Source organism: Aeromonas sp. 25-248 (assembly GCF_053005425.1).
Genome location: NZ_JBRKTB010000004.1, coordinates 57,893 through 75,300, shown reverse-complemented (window position 1 = coordinate 75,300; position 17,408 = coordinate 57,893). Strand labels below are relative to the sequence as shown.

Genomic DNA, 17,408 nt, shown 5'->3' with positions numbered 1-17,408 from the left:
GTTAGCGGCCATCCGTTAGCGGCTCAGCCCCGCCTCGTACCAGGGTTTGCTGGCGTTGACCACGCGCACCACCAGCAGCATGACCGGCACCTCGATGAGCACCCCGACCACGGTGGCGAGCGCGGCACCGGAGTGGAAGCCGAACAGGCTGATGGCGGCGGCCACCGCCAGCTCGAAGAAGTTGGAGGCCCCGATCAGGGCGGAAGGGCAGGCCACCGAGTGCTTCTCCCCCACCTTGCGGTTGAGCCAGTAGGCGAGCCCGGAGTTGAACAGCACCTGGATCAGGATGGGCACCGCCAGGAGAGCGATGACCAGCGGCTGCTCGATGATGGCGTTGCCCTGGAAGGCGAACAGCAGCACCAGGGTGAGCAGCAGGGCCGCCACCGACCAGGGCTGGATGCACGTCATGACGCCGTCAAAATGGGCCTGCCCCTTTCTCAGCAAGGCCTTGCGCAGCAGCTGGGCGAGGATGACGGGGATGACGATGTAGAGCACCACCGAGGTGAGCAGGGTATCCCAGGGCACGACTATGCTGGAGACCCCGAGCAGCAGCGCCACCAGCGGGGCAAAGGCAAACACCATGATGAGGTCGTTCACCGCCACCTGCGACAGGGTGAAGTAGGGATCGCCGTTGGTGAGGCGACTCCAGACAAACACCATGGCGGTGCAGGGGGCCGCCGCCAGCAGGATGAGGCCCGCCACGTAGCTGTCCAGCTGATCCGCCGGCAGCCAGTCGGCAAACAGCACCCGGATGAAGAGCCAGCCGAGGAAGGCCATGGAGAAGGGCTTGACCAGCCAGTTGATGAAGAGGGTGACCCCGATTCCCTTGAGGTGCCCCTTCACCTGGTGCAGGGCGCCAAAGTCGATCTTGAGCAGCATGGGGATGATCATCACCCAGATAAGCAGCCCCACCGGCAGGTTGACCCTGGCCACCTCCATGGCGCCGATGGCCTTGAAGAGACTCGGCAACCCCTGCCCGAGGCCAATGCCCACCAGGATGCAGAGGGCGACCCAGGCGGTCAGATAACGTTCAAAAAAGCCGATGGCAGGGGCTGCCTTGGCCTCACAGCTTGCAGACATGATGACTCCCGGTGCGATCCACGCTCGCACCCCAGGTTGAATAGATGAATGACACGGCACATGGGCATCGACAGCCCTGGCCCGTTACGACTCGCCGCAGCAGGGCGACGACCCCTCGACGCGGGAAGCGCTGCCGGGCCCGGCGGGCAGCAGGTCGCACGCCTCGGGATGACCAGCGCAACACTCCTCGGTGAGGTAGGCGATCACCCCCAGCATCAGGGGGATGTTGGCGCGGTAGCGCAGAAAGCGCCCCTCCTGCTCCACCGACAGCAACCCGGCGTTGAGCATCCCCTTGAGGTGAAACGAGAGGGTATTGGGAGCGATGTCGAGCTCGCCGGCCAGCTCCCCCGCGACCCGCCCCTCCAGCCCGGCCTTGACCAGCAGCCGCCACACCTCGAGCCGGATCCCGGAAGCCAGCGATTCAAAGACCTTGGTGGCCGTCTCTTTGTTCATGGGTCTCCCCCCTTGGATGCTTCATTTCAACTATACAAGAATTATTGAAATGATCAAAGTGTCACCACCGAGCCGACATCGCGACGGGACGGGCCGCCAGAGGCGCCGCCCCGGCCATGTCGTGCCCGCCAGCGGCCTCATGTCAGTCATACGGCTAATATCTGGCCTCTCTTTATAAGGCACTCTTATGACCTTACCCCGGATAATCCTCCCGTTGGCCGCCCCGCTCACCGCGGCGCCCTGCCCCGCCGCAAAGCCGCAATGCCGCAGAACAACCCCCGGCGCCGAATGCACCTAAAGGCGATGAAACGAGAGAGGGCCCCAGGGCCCCGCCATCAGATGACGGGGCCTGGGGAATCCGGGAGAAACCGGGGAGGAGAGAGGGGCGCAATCAGGTGATCACGGGATCCCGATATTGCCGATGGATGGCACAAAACGCCTCCCGGCTTTGCAGCGCCGCCGCGACGCAGACAGGGTCGAACTGGCTGCCTGCATGGGTCTTGAGGTATTCAAAGGCCGTTTCGAGGGGCCAGGCCTGCTTGTAGGGTCGCTCGCTGGTAAGGGCGTCAAACACATCCGCCACCGCGACGATGCGGGCCTCCAGGGGGATCGCCTCCCCCGCCAGTCCTTCCGGGTAACCCTGACCGTCGAAACGCTCGTGGTGGTAGGCGATGATGTTCTCCAGCATGTCGGTGTGATGGATGCCGTCCAGGCCGAACTCGCGGATCATCAGGGCGATCATCTCCCGCCCCTTGAAGGGGTGGGTCTTCATCACCCCGTACTCCTCGGCCGTGAGCTTGCCCGGCTTGAGCAGGATGGCGTCGGGCACCGCAATCTTGCCGATATCGTGCAGCTCGGAGAAGAGGTGAATGAACTCCACCTCCTCGTCACTCAAGGGGTAATGGGCCGCCACCTCCCGGGCGATGAGCCGCGAATAGGCCGACATCCGGTGCAGGTGATTGGCGGTCTCCTCGTCCCGGTAGCGGCTGAACTCCCGCACCGTGATCAGGGCACCGTTCAGGGTCTGGATGGAGAAGAACTCCACCGCGATGATGGCCGCCAGGATCTGGGCATAGGCCGCCAGCTCACCGCAAATGGCGCCATCGAAGTAACCGGGCTCTTTGGCATCGCAAAACAGAAAGCCGAACAAGCGACTGTTGAGCAGCAGCGGCTCGGTATAGCTCGACGCGTACCCGGCCGCCAGCACTTTGCGGCTGTGCTCGGAGGGGGAGCCCAGCAGGGAATCCAGGGTATCGAGCACCCTGGGCTGCTGGTGCTCGGCCAGGTAGCGCAGGGAAGGCACCTCGCTCAGCCTGACCTCGTACTGCAACAGCGGCGAGCCCCCGTCCGTGCTGTGGGCAAAGGTCTTGAGCTGGTCCGTCTGCGGGTCGTAGATGGCGATCGCCACCCGGCTCAACTTGTCAAAGCGCTGCCTGAGGGTGGCGTGCACGTTCTGCACTTTCTCACCAAATGAACTCTCCATCCCGTACATCCTTCTGATAGGCCTGTTGGGAGTATAGTGACACCCTTTTTGCCCCTCCTGCCAAATGGTGACGGCGCACAGGGATCGTGATCCCGCCCGCACCGGCGACGGCCCCCTCCCTGCCCGTGGTCATGTCACGCCCGCCCCACCCCGCGTCCCCGGACAAAGAGATTGTTCGCTTCCGACGTGTCGGCTGTATAGTTTTTGGTTAGCCATTCCGGTAAAATCCGCGCCCTTGAATAAGAGCCACCTAAGAGTGATTGAGCGATGTCCAACACAAAACAGGCCCCCAAAGTAGGATTCGTCTCCTTGGGTTGCCCCAAAAACCTGGTCGATTCCGAACGCATCCTGACCCAGCTGCGTACCGAAGGGTACGACGTGGTGCCCAGCTATGACGATGCGGAGCTGGTGGTGGTCAACACCTGCGGCTTCATCGACAGCGCGGTACAGGAGTCCCTGGAAGCCATCGGTGAAGCCCTGGCCGAGAACGGCAAGGTGATCGTCACCGGCTGCCTGGGTGCCAAAGAGAACCAGATCCGCGAGATCCACCCCAAGGTGCTCGAGATCACCGGTCCCCACGCCTATGAAGAGGTGCTGGGCCACGTCCACAAATACGTGGAAAAACCCACCCACAACCCCTTCACCAGCCTGGTGCCGGCCCACGGCGTCAAGCTGACCCCGCGCCACTACGCCTATCTCAAGATTTCCGAAGGCTGCAACCACCGCTGCACCTTCTGCATCATTCCCTCCATGCGCGGGGATCTGGTGAGCCGCCCCATCGGCGAGGTACTGGCCGAGGCCAAGCGCCTGAAAGAGGCTGGCGTGAAGGAGATCCTGGTGATCTCCCAGGACACCTCCGCCTACGGCGTGGACGTCAAGCACCGCACCGGTTTCTACGACGGCATGCCGGTCAAGACCAGCATGGTGGCCCTGTGCGAAGAGCTGGCCAAGCTCGGCATGTGGGTGCGCCTGCACTACGTCTACCCGTACCCGCACGTGGATGACGTCATCCCCCTGATGCGCGACGGCAAGATCCTCCCCTACCTCGACATCCCGCTGCAGCACGCCAGCCCGCGCATCCTCAAATTGATGAAGCGCCCCGGCTCCGTCGAGCGCACCCTGGAGCGCATCCAGAAGTGGCGCGAGATCTGCCCCGAGATCACCCTGCGCTCCACCTTCATCGTCGGCTTCCCCGGCGAGACCGAGGAAGAGTTCCAGATGCTGCTGGACTTCATCGACAAGGCGGAACTGGACAGGGTTGGCTGCTTCAAATACAGCCCGGTCGAGGGTGCCAAGGCCAACGAGCTGCCGGATCCGGTGCCGGCCGAGGTGCAGGAAGAACGCTTCCAGCGCTTCATGGAGCTGCAACAGCAGGTCTCCATCCGCAAGCTGGCCCGTAAAGTGGGCAAAGAGATGCTGGTGCTGATCGACGAGGTGGACGAAGAGGGCGCCACCGGCCGCTCCGCCGCCGATGCCCCCGAGATCGATGGCCTGGTCTACCTGAACGGTGAAACCGGCCTCAAGCCCGGCGACATGGTCAAGGTCCGCATCGACGAAGCGGACGAGTACGACCTCTGGGCCAGCCTGGTGGAATAATCACGCCACTCCCCCTCAAAGCCAGTCGGTCTCACCGACTGGCTTTTTTAATGTCCGCCGCCCGTCAGGCTCTTGCATGTCCCCATGTCATCCCCTGTCCCGCCCCTCATCACCGGTCTCCCTCCCCTCCCTCTTTTCGCACGCGCCCGTGAACCAGCGCACACTTCTCTCCTGCCACATGAGCCGCTTGTTTCCTGCGCAAAAATAAGCCGTGTCAACGGGGAAAAAACGAGCACGATCCAGCTCACATTATCGTTGTCACAGGGAGTGGCAAGGTGACTTTTTACTTTGTGAGAATTAATGCAACTGTATAATTTAAAAGGATTAAAAATACATTTTGACGATAATGACGTGCGCCGTGCAATTTTTACGATATCGACGAAATGAAGGGTTGTTGTTTTCCTGTTAATTCTGCTTTTCTAAGGGCGTTGGACGACACAACTACAAGGGTGCAAAACCTGACCAACAGCGAGGGCCGGTATCCAAGCATGCGATGTCGGTGCTCCATTCCAAAACCATGGAAGACCAATAAGAAAGGAAAAAATATGCTTGCCAAAGTATCCAAAATCGCAACCTCAGTCATGCTGGGAACTCTGCTTGCCGGTGCCACCGGCACAGCCATGGCCGCCGACAACAAGACGGTGCTGACCCTGGTTGCCCAGCAGGAAACCGCATGGGTCAAGAACTTCAACCCCTTCCTGCAAGCGGGTCTGCTCCACACCACCCGTCACTTCATCTATGAGCCGCTGGTGATCTTCAACGATATGCAGGGTGGCAAACCCGTCTATCGTCTGGCTACCCACTACGCCTTCAGCGATGATCTGAAATCCGTCACCTTCGACCTCCGCGAAGGGGTCAAGTGGTCCGATGGTGAAGCCTTCACCGCCGACGACATCCTCTTCTCCTTCAACCTGGTCAAGGCCAACAAGGCGCTGGACGAGCGCTCCATCTGGACCCAGATCAAGGGTGTCGAGAAGCTGGGTGACCACAAGGTCAAATTCGACCTGGCCGAGATCAACACCAACGTGGTGAACGACCTGGTGCTGGTGCCCATCGTGCCGGAGCACCAGTGGAAGTCGGTGAAAGACCCGGTGGCCTTCACCAACGACAAGCCGGTCGGGACCGGTCCCTTCACCGAAGTGGACAACTTCTCCGCCCAGCTCTACACCCAGTGCCGCAACCCGCACTACTGGGACAACGCCAGCCTCTCCATCGACTGCCTGCGCATGCCGCAGATGGCCACCAACGACCAGGTACTGGCCGCCGTGATGAAGGGTGACGTGGACTGGTTCGGCTCCTTCGTGCCGGACATCGAGCGCCTCTACGTCGGCAACGATCCCAAGAACAACAAGTACTGGTTCCCCGCCTCCGGCACAGTGGCGTTCAACGTCAACTTCCAGAGCAAGAACCCGGGCAACCACGAAGCCTTCAACGACATCAACTTCCGCCGCGCCTTCTCCATGGCCATGGACCGCCAGTCCATGGTGGACATCGCGGGCTACGGCTACCCCACCGTCAACGAGTACCCGTCAGGGCTTGGCAAGGCATTCGCTTCCTGGGACAACCCGGACGTCGAGAAGAAGTACGGCAAGTACAACAAGTTCGACCTGGAAGGGGCCAAGGCCCTGCTGAAACAGGCGGGCTACAAGGACTGTGACGGCGACAAGTTCCTCGACACCCCGAGCTGCAAGAAGATCGAGTTCAAGGTGCTGGTACCGAACGGCTGGACCGACTGGGTCAACACCGTCCAGATCGGGGTCGAAGGCCTGCAGGCCCTGGGCCTGAACGCCAAGACCGCCACTCCGGAAGCCACCGTCTGGACCGAGTCCCTGATCACCGGTGACTTCGACGTCGCCCTGCAGGGTTACTTTGCCGGTGCCAACCCGCACAAGTACTTCGAGACCGCCTTCCACTCCCGCAACATGGGTGAGCGCGGCAACCGCTTCGCGGCGCCCCGCTACAAGGATCCCGAGCTCGACAAGCTGATCGACGACTTCACCCAGACCGCCGATGCGGCCAAGCAGAAGGAGATCATGTTCGCCATCCAGGAGCGTGTCGGGGCCAACCAGACCATCATCCCGGTGTTCAACAACCCGACCTGGTACGAATACAGCACCAAGCGCTTCAATGGCTGGTTCAGTGCCGACAACCCGGTCGCCAAGCCGCAGGTTCACCCGGACACCCCGGAGCGTCTGCTGCACGTGCTGTCACTCAAGCCAAACAGCTAATCACCCCGGCCCCCTGCGGGGGGCCCTCTTCCCCGCCATGTCTTCCATCCCCCGCACCTGCCGGGGTTGGGGGAGCTTTGCCCGGCGCGGGGCAGGCTTGCAGTAAAAGGTATCACCATGGGATTTATACTTAGACGCTTCTCCTTCTATCTGGTCGCCTTCCTGGTGGCCGCCACCATCAATTTCCTGCTACCCAGAGCCATGCCGGGGGACCCCGTCTCCGTCATGTTTGCCCGGGCCGGCGCCATGATGGAACCCGCCGCGCTGGAAGCCCTCAAAGCCACCTTCGGTTTCGTGGACGGCCCCATCGGCACCCAGTTTCTCACCTATGTGAAGAGCGTCTTCACCTGGGATCTCGGCACCTCGGTGCGCTACTACCCCCAACCGGTTGCCGACGTCCTCGGCCGCGCCATCGGCTGGACCCTGTTCCTGGTGGGCACCTCCACCATTCTGAGCTTCTCCATCGGCTCCATCGTCGGCATCTTCGCCGCCTGGTACCGGGGCGGACGCATGGACAGCATCCTCTCCCCGCTCACCCTGGTGATGCAGGCCATCCCCCCCGTGGTGGTCTCTCTGCTCGCCCTCTTCCTGTTCGGCGTGAGCCTCGGCTGGCTGCCCATCGGCTACGCCTACAGCCCCGAGATCCCCGCCGATTTTGGCTGGGAACACATCAAGAGCATCCTGCTGCACGCCATCATGCCGGTGGGCACCCTGGCCGCGGTGCAGGTAGGGGGTTTTCTCATCACCATGCGCAACAACATGATCAACCTCCTGGGCGAGGACTACATCACCATGGCCAAGGCCAAGGGGCTCTCCAGCAACCGGGTGATCTTCAACTACGGCGCCCGCAACGCCGTGCTGCCCAGCGTCACCGCCCTCTCCATGGCGCTCGGTTTTGTCATCGGCGGATCCCTCATCACCGAGGTGATCTTCAACTACCCCGGTCTGGGACTGACCCTCTATCAGGGCATCCTGGCCCGTGACTACCCCCTTATCCAGGGGCAACTGCTCATCATGACCATCACCATGCTCAGCTTCAATTTCCTGGCGGACGTGCTCTACGTCTTCCTGGATCCCCGTCTGCGTACAGGAGGCAAATAAGATGCGTATGCCGACTATCTTGAAAATCCTGCTGGGCAACAAGAAGGCCGCCTTCGGCCTCGCCATCGTGGTCACCTTCGTGCTGATGGCCCTGTTCGCCCCGCTGCTCGCCAGCAACGAACCCACCAAGCGGGTCGCCCGCCCCCACCAGCCCCCCAGCGTGGAGCTGGTGATGGGATCGAACCGCATGGGCCACGATCTCTGGGCCCAGTTCACCAACGGCGCCCGCATCTCCCTGATGGTGGGCTTCGGGGCAGGCCTGCTGGTGTGCGCCCTGGCCATCACGGTGGGCATCACCGCCGGCTACTTCGGCGGCGTGGTGGACGAGTGCCTCACCTTCCTGATGAACGTGGTGCTGGTGATCCCGAACCTCCCCCTGTTGCTGGTGCTGGCGAGCTTCATCGGAGAGGCCTCCCCCATGGTGATCGCCCTCATCATAGGGTTGACCTCCTGGGCCTATGGTGCCCGGGTCATCCGCGCCCAGACCCTGGCCCTGCGGGAGAAGGAGTTCGTCATCGCCGCCGAGGTGCTGGGTGAACCGGCCTGGCGCATCATCCTGGTGGAGATACTGCCCAACCTCATCTCCATCATCGGGGTGAGCTTCATCGGGTCCATCATCTACGCCATCGTCACCGAGGCGACCCTGGAGTTCCTGGGGCTCGGCGACCCCACCGTCGTGAGCTGGGGCATCATGCTCTACAACGCCCAGACCTCAAGCGCCATCCTGGTGGGCGCCTGGTGGGAGATCCTGGCCCCCTGCTTCGCCATCGCCACCCTGGGGGCGGGCCTCGCCATGCTCAACTTCGCCATCGACGAAATCGCCAACCCGCAGCTTCGTTCCCACAAGGGCCTGCGTCGCTGGAAGCAGCTTGCCACTCCCATCACAGCTCAGGAGAAGACAGCATGAAGCCGCAACAACCCCTGCTGTCGGTGCGCCAGCTCTGCGTCGACTACATCACCGAGAGCGGAGACGTGCGCGCCGTCAATTCGGTCAGTTTTGACATCATGCCGGGTGAGGTGTTCGGCCTCGCCGGCGAGTCCGGCTGCGGCAAGTCCACGGTCGCCTTCTCGGTAGCCAGGCTGCACAAGCCGCCCGCCTACATCAGCGGCGGCGAGATCCTGTTCAAGGGAGAGAACATCCTCGGCTTCGATGACGAGCGGTTGCGCAGCTACCGCTGGCGCCAGGCGAGCGTGGTGTTCCAGTCCGCCATGAATGCGCTCAACCCCGTGCTGCGCATGGAGGAGCAGTTCTGCGACGTGCTCTTGGCCCACAACCCCGGCATGACCCGCTATGAGGCGATCAAGCGCGCCCAGGAGCTGCTGGAGATCGTCGACATCCACCCGAGCCGGCTCAAGGACTACCCGCACCAGTTCTCCGGCGGCATGCGCCAGCGGCTGGTGATCGCCATCGCCATGGCCCTCAACCCCGAGCTGCTCATCATGGACGAACCCACCACGGCGCTCGATGTGGTGGTGCAGCGGGAGATCCTGCAGAAGGTCTATGCCCTGAAAGAGAAGTTCAACTTCTCCATCCTCTTCATCACCCATGACCTCTCGCTCATGGTCGAGTTCTGCGATCGCATCGGCATCATGTACGCGGGAGAGCTGGTGGAGGTGGCGCCGGCCAAGGCGATCCTGACCGCGCCTCTGCACCCCTACACCCGGGGCCTTGGCAACTCCTTCCCGCCCCTGCACGGGCCCAAGACCGTGCTGGAGGGGATCCCTGGCAGCCCACTCAATCTGCTGGAGGTGCCGGTGGGCTGCCGCTTCCAGGCACGCTGCGCCAAGGTGCACGAGCGCTGCCGCCAGGAATACACCCGGCTGGCCGAGATCCGGCCCGGCCAACAGGCTGCCTGTCACCTTCATGAGGCAGCAGAGGAACAACCGGATCTTCCGATCCATCTGGACAAGGCCGCTGGCTGTTAAGGATGTCTGTCATGCAAATCGCCCAAACCGACGCGCCCATCATCGAGGTCCAGCACCTCTACAAGGACTTCGCCGTCAACTCCAACGCCATCAAGAGCGGCAAGATGCGGGCGCTGTCCGACATCACCTTCAACCTGCACCGGGGCCGCGCCCTGGCAGTGGTGGGGGAATCCGGCTCCGGCAAGAGCACCATCGCCAAGATCATCGCCAAGATGTACAAGCTCTCCAACGGCCGCATCCTCTACCGTGGCCGCGACCTGGAGGAGTTCAACAAGGGCACCGCCCTGCTGGACTATCGCCAGAGCGTGCAGATGGTGTGGCAGGATCCGTTCGGTTCACTGAATCCGACCCACACCATCTACCACCACATCGCCCGCCCCCTGCTGCTGCACAGCAAGGTGAGCGACAAGCGGGATCTGCCCGACATGGTCTATGGCCTCCTTGAAAAGGTGGGGCTGACCCCCGCCAAGGCGACCGCGGCCAAGTACCCGCACCAGCTCTCCGGCGGCCAGCGCCAGCGGGTCAACATCGCCCGCAACCTGGCGGTGGAGGCGGAAGTGGTGCTGGCGGACGAACCCACCTCCATGCTCGACGTCTCCATTCGCATCGGCATCCTCAACCTGATGGAGCAGATGAAGAACGAGCTCGGCGTCTCCATGCTCTACATCACCCACGACATCGCCACTGCCCGCTACGTGGCGGAAGATCTGGCGGTGATGTACGTGGGTCACATGGTGGAGTGGGGGGAGGTGGACGAGATCCTGCACCACCCCCAGCACCCCTACACCCAGTTGCTCATCTCGGCGGTGCCGGATCCCGAGAAGAGCATCCACGCCGAGCTGGAGGGAGGCCGCAAAGGGGAAATCCCGCTCTGGACCCCGGAATCCCGGGGCTGTCCCTTTGCCGGGCGCTGCCATCAGGCCATGCCCCGCTGCAAGGAGAGCCTGCCGCCGGTGACCCGGCTCGCCGACAACCACTTCGTGCGCTGCTACCTCCACGAGCAGGGGTAAGCAGGCCCGCGGCCGGGCGCCGTCGCCCGGCCATGCCTCGCGTCGGGGCCGCAAGGCCCCGCAATGAGCCTCGCCCGTCAGGGGCGAGCCTTCGGAGTAAGACCTTGATGGAACTTTTGATCAACCAGGTGGGTTACGAATGTGACGGGGAGAAGAGCGTCCTGCTGCAGTGCGGCGCCGACCTCGATATCCGCGGCCACGTCAGGTTGCTGCGCCAGGAGGACGACCACCTTTTGCTGGAGGCGCCTCTGGTGGCAGCGGGATGCGTCCCCGGCTGGCAGGGGCGCCACTACTGGCGGGCCGATTTCTCCGCCTTCACCGAGCCCGGCCACTACCGGCTGGAGGCCGTCGTGACCACGGAAGCGCAGGAGCATCTGGTGCGCTCCCCCCCCTTTGCCATCGACCGGGGGCTGCTGGCGCGCCGCTGCCTCTCCGATGTTATCCACTACTTCAAGGGACAACGCGCCAGCGGCACCTTCGACCGGGCGGACCGCAGGGCACGCCTCTTTGGCACCGATCAGCGCCGGGACGTACATGGCGGCTGGTTCGACGCCAGCGGCGACATGAGCAAGTACCTGAGTCACCTCTCCTACGCCAACTACCTCAATCCCCAGCAGACCCCCATGGTGGTCTGGTCCCTGCTCAAGTGCCGGGAACTCCTGGCGACACGTCGTGATATCGACGGGGTGAACCTGTGCAAACGGCTCAATGACGAGGGGTTGCACGGGGCGGATTTTCTCTGCCGGATGCAGGACGAGCGCGGCTTTTTCTACATGACCCTGTTCGACAAGTGGAGCAAGGATCCCGAGCAGCGGGAACTGTGCGCCTATTCGACCCAGCAGGGGATCAAGTCCGCCCACTGGCAGGCGGGCTTTCGCCAGGGGGGTGGCATGGCCATCGCCGCCCTGGCCCGCGCCGCCCGGGAACAGAGCGGCGGCGACCTTGACACAAGCCAGTACGCCGACGCGGCCAGCCGCGGCTACCTGCACCTGCGCGAGCACAACCTCGCCTACCTGGATGACGGGGTCGAGAACATCATCGACGACTACTGCGCCCTGCTGGCGGCGGTCGAGCTCACCAGAACGCTGGGCGCCGAGTGGCTCGCCGAGGCGCGGGATCGGGCCGGCCGGCTGTGCGCCCGCCAGCGTGCCCACCCCGATCTCGGCCACCATTGGGCCGCCAACGACGATGGCTCTCGCCCCTACTACCACGCCGCCGAGGCGGGCCTGCCGGTACTGGCGCTGCTGGAGTATCTCGCCATCGAGCCGGATCCGGCGCGCCAGTGGGCGGCCAGGACCGTCGCCGAGCAGGCCCTGGCCGCCGAGCTGGCTCTCGCGGCCCGGGCAGGCAATCCCTTCGCCCTCGCCCGCCAGTATGTGAAAGGTGTCGGCGAAGAAGCGCGCATCAGCTTCTTTATGCCCCACCACAACGAATCCGGTTACTGGTGGCAGGGGGAGAACGCCCGGCTGGCATCGCTCGCCGCCATGGCATTTGCTGCCGCACAGCACCTGCCCGGGCAGAGCGCACTGCTGCGCACCTTCGGCCAGCAGCAGCTCGACTGGATCCTGGGGAGAAACCCCTTCAACGCCTGCATGCTGGCGGGTCAGGGCATCAACAACCCGGAATACACCGCCGGCTACCCCAATGCGCAGGGGGGGATCTGCAACGGCATCACCGCCGGCTTCGATGACGAAAATGACGTGGCCTTTATTCCAGAGGCGTACAAGGATCGGCTGGATCAGAACTGGCGCTGGGGGGAGCAATGGATCCCGCACGCCGCCTGGTTCGCCCTGGCCATCACCTGGCAGAGCGCACAAGGAGGCCACCATGATTGAGAGCGGTTCACACATCACTGGCACCGGGGAGAGCCCTGGATCCTCCATACCGCCAGCCAGGTTTACCCTGGCCGTCACCTGGCAAAGCGCGCAGGGAGGCCCCCATGATTGAGTTCTGGGTCGGGGTGGACGGCGGCGGCACCCACACCCGGGCCCGCATTCGCAACAACGCAGGCAAGCTGCTCGGCGAGGGGCGCGCCGCCGGCTCCAATCTGGAGCTGGGCATCGCCCTCGCCCACGGCCATGTGCTGGCTGCCATCGATCAGGCCCGCATCGACGCGGGTCTGCCCAGGGAGAGCGAACAGCGGATGGGAGTCGGGCTCGCACTCGCCTCCGCCGAGCTCGCCGACTGCTACCACGCCATGCTGACCATGCCCTTCCCGTTTGCGCGGGTGAAGCTCACCTCCGATGCCTTTGGTGCCTGCCTCGGCGCCTTCGACGGCCAGGAGGGGGCCATCCTGATCGCGGGCACCGGCTCGGCGGGGCTCATCTACCGGGAGGGACGCCTTCGCACCTGCTCGGGTCGCGGCTTCCCCGTCTCGGATCTCGGCAGCGGCGCCTGGCTGGGGCTGCGCGCCATCCAGCAGTCCCTGCTCTGCCACGACGGCATCCTGCCCCCCAGCACCCTGGCGGTGCGCCTGATGGATCACTTCAAGCGGGATCAGGCCGAGGTGGTGCGCTGGGCCGCCCGCGCCATCCCGGCCGACTATGGCCGCTTCGCCCCCTGGGTCTTCGATGCCGCGAGCGACGGGGACGAGCTCGCCACCGCCCTGCTGGATGAGACCTGTGCCCAGCTCGGAATGCTGCTGGAGGGCATGACCCAGCTCGGGGCAGACCGGATCGCCCTGCTGGGTGGCATCGGCACGCGCCTCGCCCCCCGTCTGGGCCACTTCCATCTGGTCGCCCCCAAGCGCGACGCGCTGGAGGGGGCCATCCTGTTTGCCAGGACGGAGGCGCTGCCATGTCTGCATCCCTGAGCCTGGTCGGGCCGACAACACCTGCGGGACAGGTTCCCGTTTCCTTCACCCCATCAGAGGAATTCCCATGTCCGCACCCCTGATCCACACCCGGGTCGATCACCGTGACGGTGACGATGTCTGGTTTCGCTTCACCCTGAGCCAACTCCCGGCAGCCCCCTGGAAACTCCACTTCTGCCTCGCCCGCCAGATCGATCCCCACTCGATCGAAGGGGGCGCCCTGGAGCGCCAGAGCGGCAGTTACAAGGTCATGGTGCACCACGAGGGGGTGAGCGAGCTGCGCTTCTGCTGTCGCAACACCCCGCTCAAGCATGACTCCGATATGCCCAAGGGTTTCTTCCTGAGCCTGGAGAGCAAGGGACAGCTGCAACCCCTGGTGCTGGAGGGGGAAGACCTTGGCCTGACCAACCCGCCCTCCCCGGGCCCCGACCTGCCACAGGTGGAGGCCGTCAACGGCCTCGTGCCCCAGCCCGCCCACCTGATTTATACAGAAGGCAACTTCCGGCTGGCAGAGCGGGCCCACGTCGACGGCCCCGTTCCCCTCGCCTCCCTGCTAGCCCATTTCAACGAGCTGACAGGCCTGGCCCTGACCCAGGATCACGATGCGGAGATCCACCTCGTCGAGGCGACACTTCCCCCCGAGGGGTATGAGCTCACCATCACGCCGGAGGAGATCGTCATCCGGGCCGCCGGCGAGGCGGGCTGGCGACACGGACTGGTGAGCCTGGCCCAGTGGGCGCTGCAACACGGAGAGAGCCTGCCCTGCCTGACGGTGCGGGATGCACCGCGCTTCGGTTTTCGCGGCATCTTCCTCGACTGTGCCCGCCACTTCCACTCCCTCGCCACCCTCAAGCGCCTGCTCAAGCAGATGAGCCTCTACAAGTTCAACCGCTTCCACTGGCACCTGACCGATGACGAGGGGTGGCGCCTGGAGATCAAGGCCTTCCCCCAGCTGACCGCCGTGGGTGCCTGGCGCGGCCATGGCCTGGCGGTGGGGCCTCAGCTGAGCGGCGGCCCCGACCCTTATGGCGGTTACTACACCCAGAGCGAGGTGCGCGAGCTGGTCGCCTACGCCGCCGGGCTTGGCATCACCATCATTCCGGAAATAGACATCCCGGGGCACTGTCACGCCGCCATCAAGGCGCTGCCCGAGCTGCTGGTGGAAGAGGCAGACCGCTCCCGCTACCTCTCGGTGCAATATTTCGACGACAACGTGCTGAACCCGGCCCTGCCCGGCACCTACCGGTTCCTGGACGCAGTGATGGACGAGGTGTGCGATCTCTTCCCAGGGAGTCAGGTTCACATGGGGGGGGACGAAGTGCCCACCGGCGTCTGGACCGACAGTCCCGCCTGCCAGCAGCTGATGGCCGAGCAAGGGTATCAGGATTGCCGCGAGCTGCAGGGCCACCTGCTGCGCCACTGCCAGCAGTACCTGGCTGGCAAGGGCAAGCAGATGCTGGGGTGGGAAGAGATACTGCACGGTGACAAGGTGAGCCGGGAGGCCACCGTCTTCGCCTGGACCAGCTTCCAGGCCGGCCTGGATGCCGCCGCATCCGGTTACCCCGTGGTGATGGCGCCTGCCCAGCACCTCTATCTGGATCTCGCCTGGAGTCAGGACATCCACGAGCCGGGACTCTACTGGGCGGGTACCCTCAACCTGGCGCAGGTGCATGCATGCGATCCTGCCCCGGCCGATTTCCATGCCAACGATAACATCCTGGGGGTGCTGAGCCCCTTGTGGTCGGAACTGATCACCTCTCGCGATCGTCTCGACTACATGTTGTTCCCGCGCATGCTGGCCACGGCAGAGGTGGCCTGGAGCACTCCCGCCCGCAAGGTGTGGGAGCACTTCGTCGCCCGTCTGCCCGGCCAGCTGCACATCCTCGACCAGTTGCAAGTGCGTTACCGGGTGCCACAGAGGTAGTGTTATCTTTTTCTTTTCGGCGACCTTTTGGTCGCCGTTTTTTTACCCATCAACAACAAAAACCCAACCTAGCCCCTACTTTTCATCTGCCTTTGTTGGCAAAATAAGGCCCCCGATGAAACCAGACAGGGGATGCATCTCCCTGCGGTTCCGCCACAATAACAATCAGCAAACAGATCGGAGCTTACCCTTATGGCCCGCAAACACGCCCAGGTCGTGGACAGTGAAGTGGAATTTCCCGCCGACGTGCAACTCGTCTCCACCACGGATCTGCGCGGCGTCATTACCTACGCCAACCCCGCCTTCTGCCGCATCGCCGGTTATCAGGTCGATGAACTGGTCGGCCACAACCACAACCTGGTTCGCCACCCCGACATGCCCAAGGCCGCCTTCGCCGACCTCTGGGATCGCCTCAAGGAGGGCAACCCCTGGCGGGGGGTGGTGAAAAACCGCTGCAAGGATGGCCGCTATTACTGGGTCGACGCCTACGTCACCCCCATCTACGAGCACGGCAAGATAAGCGGCTACCAGTCGGTGCGCTGCAAGCCCGACCCCCAGCTCAAGCAGGCTGCCGCCCAGGCCTATCGGGCCCTGCTTTCGGCCGAGCAACGGGGCACCCCGGCCCGCCCCTCGCTGCGCCGTTTCAGGCCGCTGATGCTCGGCCTGCCGCTGCTGGCGCTGCTGGTCTGGGCCGCCCTCACCCAGGGCCCCCTCACCGCGCTGCTGATGCTGCTCCCCCCCCTCGCCATCGCGGGCGCCTACTGGCGCGAGCTCATCGCCCTGCCCCGCTATCTCAGGCAGCTCGGTCAGCAATATGACAGCCTGACCCGGCTGGTCTATTCGGGGGATGCCCCGGGTGCCATCGCCGATTTTCACCTGAAGATGCTGCAGGCCCGGATCCGCACCGTGCTGGGGCGGGTCGACGATGCCACTCATCCGCTTCAGGCCCTGGCAACCGATCTGCAGGACTCCTCACACCGCGCCTTCCTCGACATCAACGAGCAGGATGCCCAGACCCAGCAGATGGCGGCCGCCATGACCCAGATGGCCAGCACCGCACACGAGATTGCCCGCAATATCCAGGACACCAACGGCCAGGTGACCGAGGCGCGCAGCAGTTGCCAGAGCACGGTGGAACAGCTGGACCAGACCCAGCAGCAGATGACCAGGCTGGCCAGCCAGGCGGAGCAGGCCTTCCACTCCGCGGTGGAGCTCGCCAGCGAGTCGGAGCGCATTGGCAGCGTGATGGGTGAAATCCAGGGCATCGCCGAGCAGACCAACCTGCTGGCCCTCAACGCCGCCATCGAGGCCGCCCGTGCCGGCGAGCAGGGGCGCGGCTTTGCGGTGGTGGCGGACGAGGTGCGCACCCTGTCGACCCGTACCCACAAGGCGACCGAGCAGATCCAGGGCAGCATCAGCCAGATCCAGCACACCCTGGAGCGCTGGCAGGGCATGATGCAGGACAACCTGGCCCAGACCCGGGAATGCGTCGAGATGACCCGCCAGGGATCAGGCAACCTGCACCTGGTGCTGGGTGAAATCGATCAGGTGACCGAATTCTCCACCCAGATCGCCGCCGCCGCGGAGCAGCAGCAGGTGGTGGTGGAGGAGATCAGCCGCAACATCCACCAGATCTCCGAATACTCCCGCGCCAACAGCCAGAAGATCCAGGCGGTGGACGACTCCAGCCAGGAGCTGCTCAGGCGGGCCCGCGAGCTCAGGGGACTGAGCCAGACCTTCGGCTGACAGATTGCCAGCCCCATGACAGAAGCGCCACAATGGCGCTTCTGCTGTT

13 protein-coding genes are annotated in these 17,408 nt (G+C 64.1%); 10 read left to right on the top strand and 3 right to left on the bottom strand.

Going from position 1 to position 17,408, the window contains the following annotated elements:
• Nucleotides 1–15 precede the first annotated feature (15 nt).
• The 3 genes from arsB to ACVDHI_RS08295 all read right to left on the bottom strand — a co-directional run bounded on the left by arsB (nucleotide 16) and on the right by ACVDHI_RS08295 (nucleotide 3,016).
• Nucleotides 16–1,080 (bottom strand): ACR3 family arsenite efflux transporter, encoded by a 1,065-nt coding sequence (arsB, locus tag ACVDHI_RS08305; RefSeq protein ID WP_447211956.1) that lies wholly within the window; start codon nucleotides 1,078–1,080, stop codon nucleotides 16–18.
• An 84-nt stretch (nucleotides 1,081–1,164) separates the two neighbouring features.
• On the bottom strand, nucleotides 1,165–1,533 hold the full coding sequence (locus ACVDHI_RS08300; RefSeq protein ID WP_301479597.1) for an ArsR/SmtB family transcription factor: 369 nt from the start codon (nucleotides 1,531–1,533) through the stop codon (nucleotides 1,165–1,167).
• A gap of 391 nt (nucleotides 1,534–1,924) precedes the next feature.
• Nucleotides 1,925–3,016, bottom strand: a complete 1,092-nt coding sequence (locus ACVDHI_RS08295) for an HD-GYP domain-containing protein (RefSeq protein WP_447211955.1) — start codon at nucleotides 3,014–3,016, stop codon at nucleotides 1,925–1,927.
• A gap of 267 nt (nucleotides 3,017–3,283) precedes the next feature.
• Between ACVDHI_RS08295 and rimO the strand changes: the two genes are divergently transcribed.
• From rimO to ACVDHI_RS08245, 10 genes are all read left to right on the top strand, one after another.
• The gene (rimO, locus tag ACVDHI_RS08290) at nucleotides 3,284–4,612 is read left to right on the top strand and encodes a 30S ribosomal protein S12 methylthiotransferase RimO (RefSeq protein ID WP_041215595.1); all 1,329 of its coding nucleotides are present in this window, start codon (nucleotides 3,284–3,286) and stop codon (nucleotides 4,610–4,612) included.
• A 545-nt stretch (nucleotides 4,613–5,157) separates the two neighbouring features.
• Nucleotides 5,158–6,840: an ABC transporter substrate-binding protein gene (locus tag ACVDHI_RS08285; RefSeq protein ID WP_010673906.1), complete on the top strand. Its 1,683-nt coding sequence runs from the start codon at nucleotides 5,158–5,160 to the stop codon at nucleotides 6,838–6,840.
• 117 nt (nucleotides 6,841–6,957) lie between these two features.
• Nucleotides 6,958–7,941: an ABC transporter permease gene (locus tag ACVDHI_RS08280; RefSeq protein WP_010673905.1), complete on the top strand. Its 984-nt coding sequence runs from the start codon at nucleotides 6,958–6,960 to the stop codon at nucleotides 7,939–7,941.
• 1 nt (nucleotide 7,942) lies between these two features.
• Nucleotides 7,943–8,848: an ABC transporter permease gene (locus ACVDHI_RS08275; RefSeq protein ID WP_010673904.1), complete on the top strand. Its 906-nt coding sequence runs from the start codon at nucleotides 7,943–7,945 to the stop codon at nucleotides 8,846–8,848.
• Nucleotides 8,845–9,867 carry an ABC transporter ATP-binding protein gene (locus tag ACVDHI_RS08270; protein ID WP_042015838.1) on the top strand — a complete coding sequence of 341 codons (1,023 nt, stop codon included), beginning with the start codon at nucleotides 8,845–8,847 and terminating at the stop codon, nucleotides 9,865–9,867. Before ACVDHI_RS08275 ends, ACVDHI_RS08270 begins: the two co-directional genes overlap by 4 nt.
• Nucleotides 9,868–9,878: 11 nt before the next feature.
• Nucleotides 9,879–10,877 (top strand): ABC transporter ATP-binding protein, encoded by a 999-nt coding sequence (locus ACVDHI_RS08265; RefSeq protein WP_039040529.1) that lies wholly within the window; start codon nucleotides 9,879–9,881, stop codon nucleotides 10,875–10,877.
• A gap of 107 nt (nucleotides 10,878–10,984) precedes the next feature.
• Nucleotides 10,985–12,712, top strand: a complete 1,728-nt coding sequence (locus ACVDHI_RS08260; protein ID WP_447212015.1) for a glycoside hydrolase family 9 protein — start codon at nucleotides 10,985–10,987, stop codon at nucleotides 12,710–12,712.
• 104 nt (nucleotides 12,713–12,816) lie between these two features.
• Nucleotides 12,817–13,689, top strand: a complete 873-nt coding sequence (locus ACVDHI_RS08255; protein ID WP_039040527.1) for a BadF/BadG/BcrA/BcrD ATPase family protein — start codon at nucleotides 12,817–12,819, stop codon at nucleotides 13,687–13,689.
• 67 nt (nucleotides 13,690–13,756) lie between these two features.
• Entirely contained in the window at nucleotides 13,757–15,613 is a 1,857-nt protein-coding gene (locus ACVDHI_RS08250) for a beta-N-acetylhexosaminidase (RefSeq protein WP_447211954.1), read from the top strand.
• A gap of 192 nt (nucleotides 15,614–15,805) precedes the next feature.
• Complete coding sequence (locus ACVDHI_RS08245) at nucleotides 15,806–17,359, top strand: methyl-accepting chemotaxis protein (RefSeq protein WP_041212609.1); 1,554 nt, start codon at nucleotides 15,806–15,808, stop codon at nucleotides 17,357–17,359.
• Nucleotides 17,360–17,408: the final 49 nt, after the last annotated feature.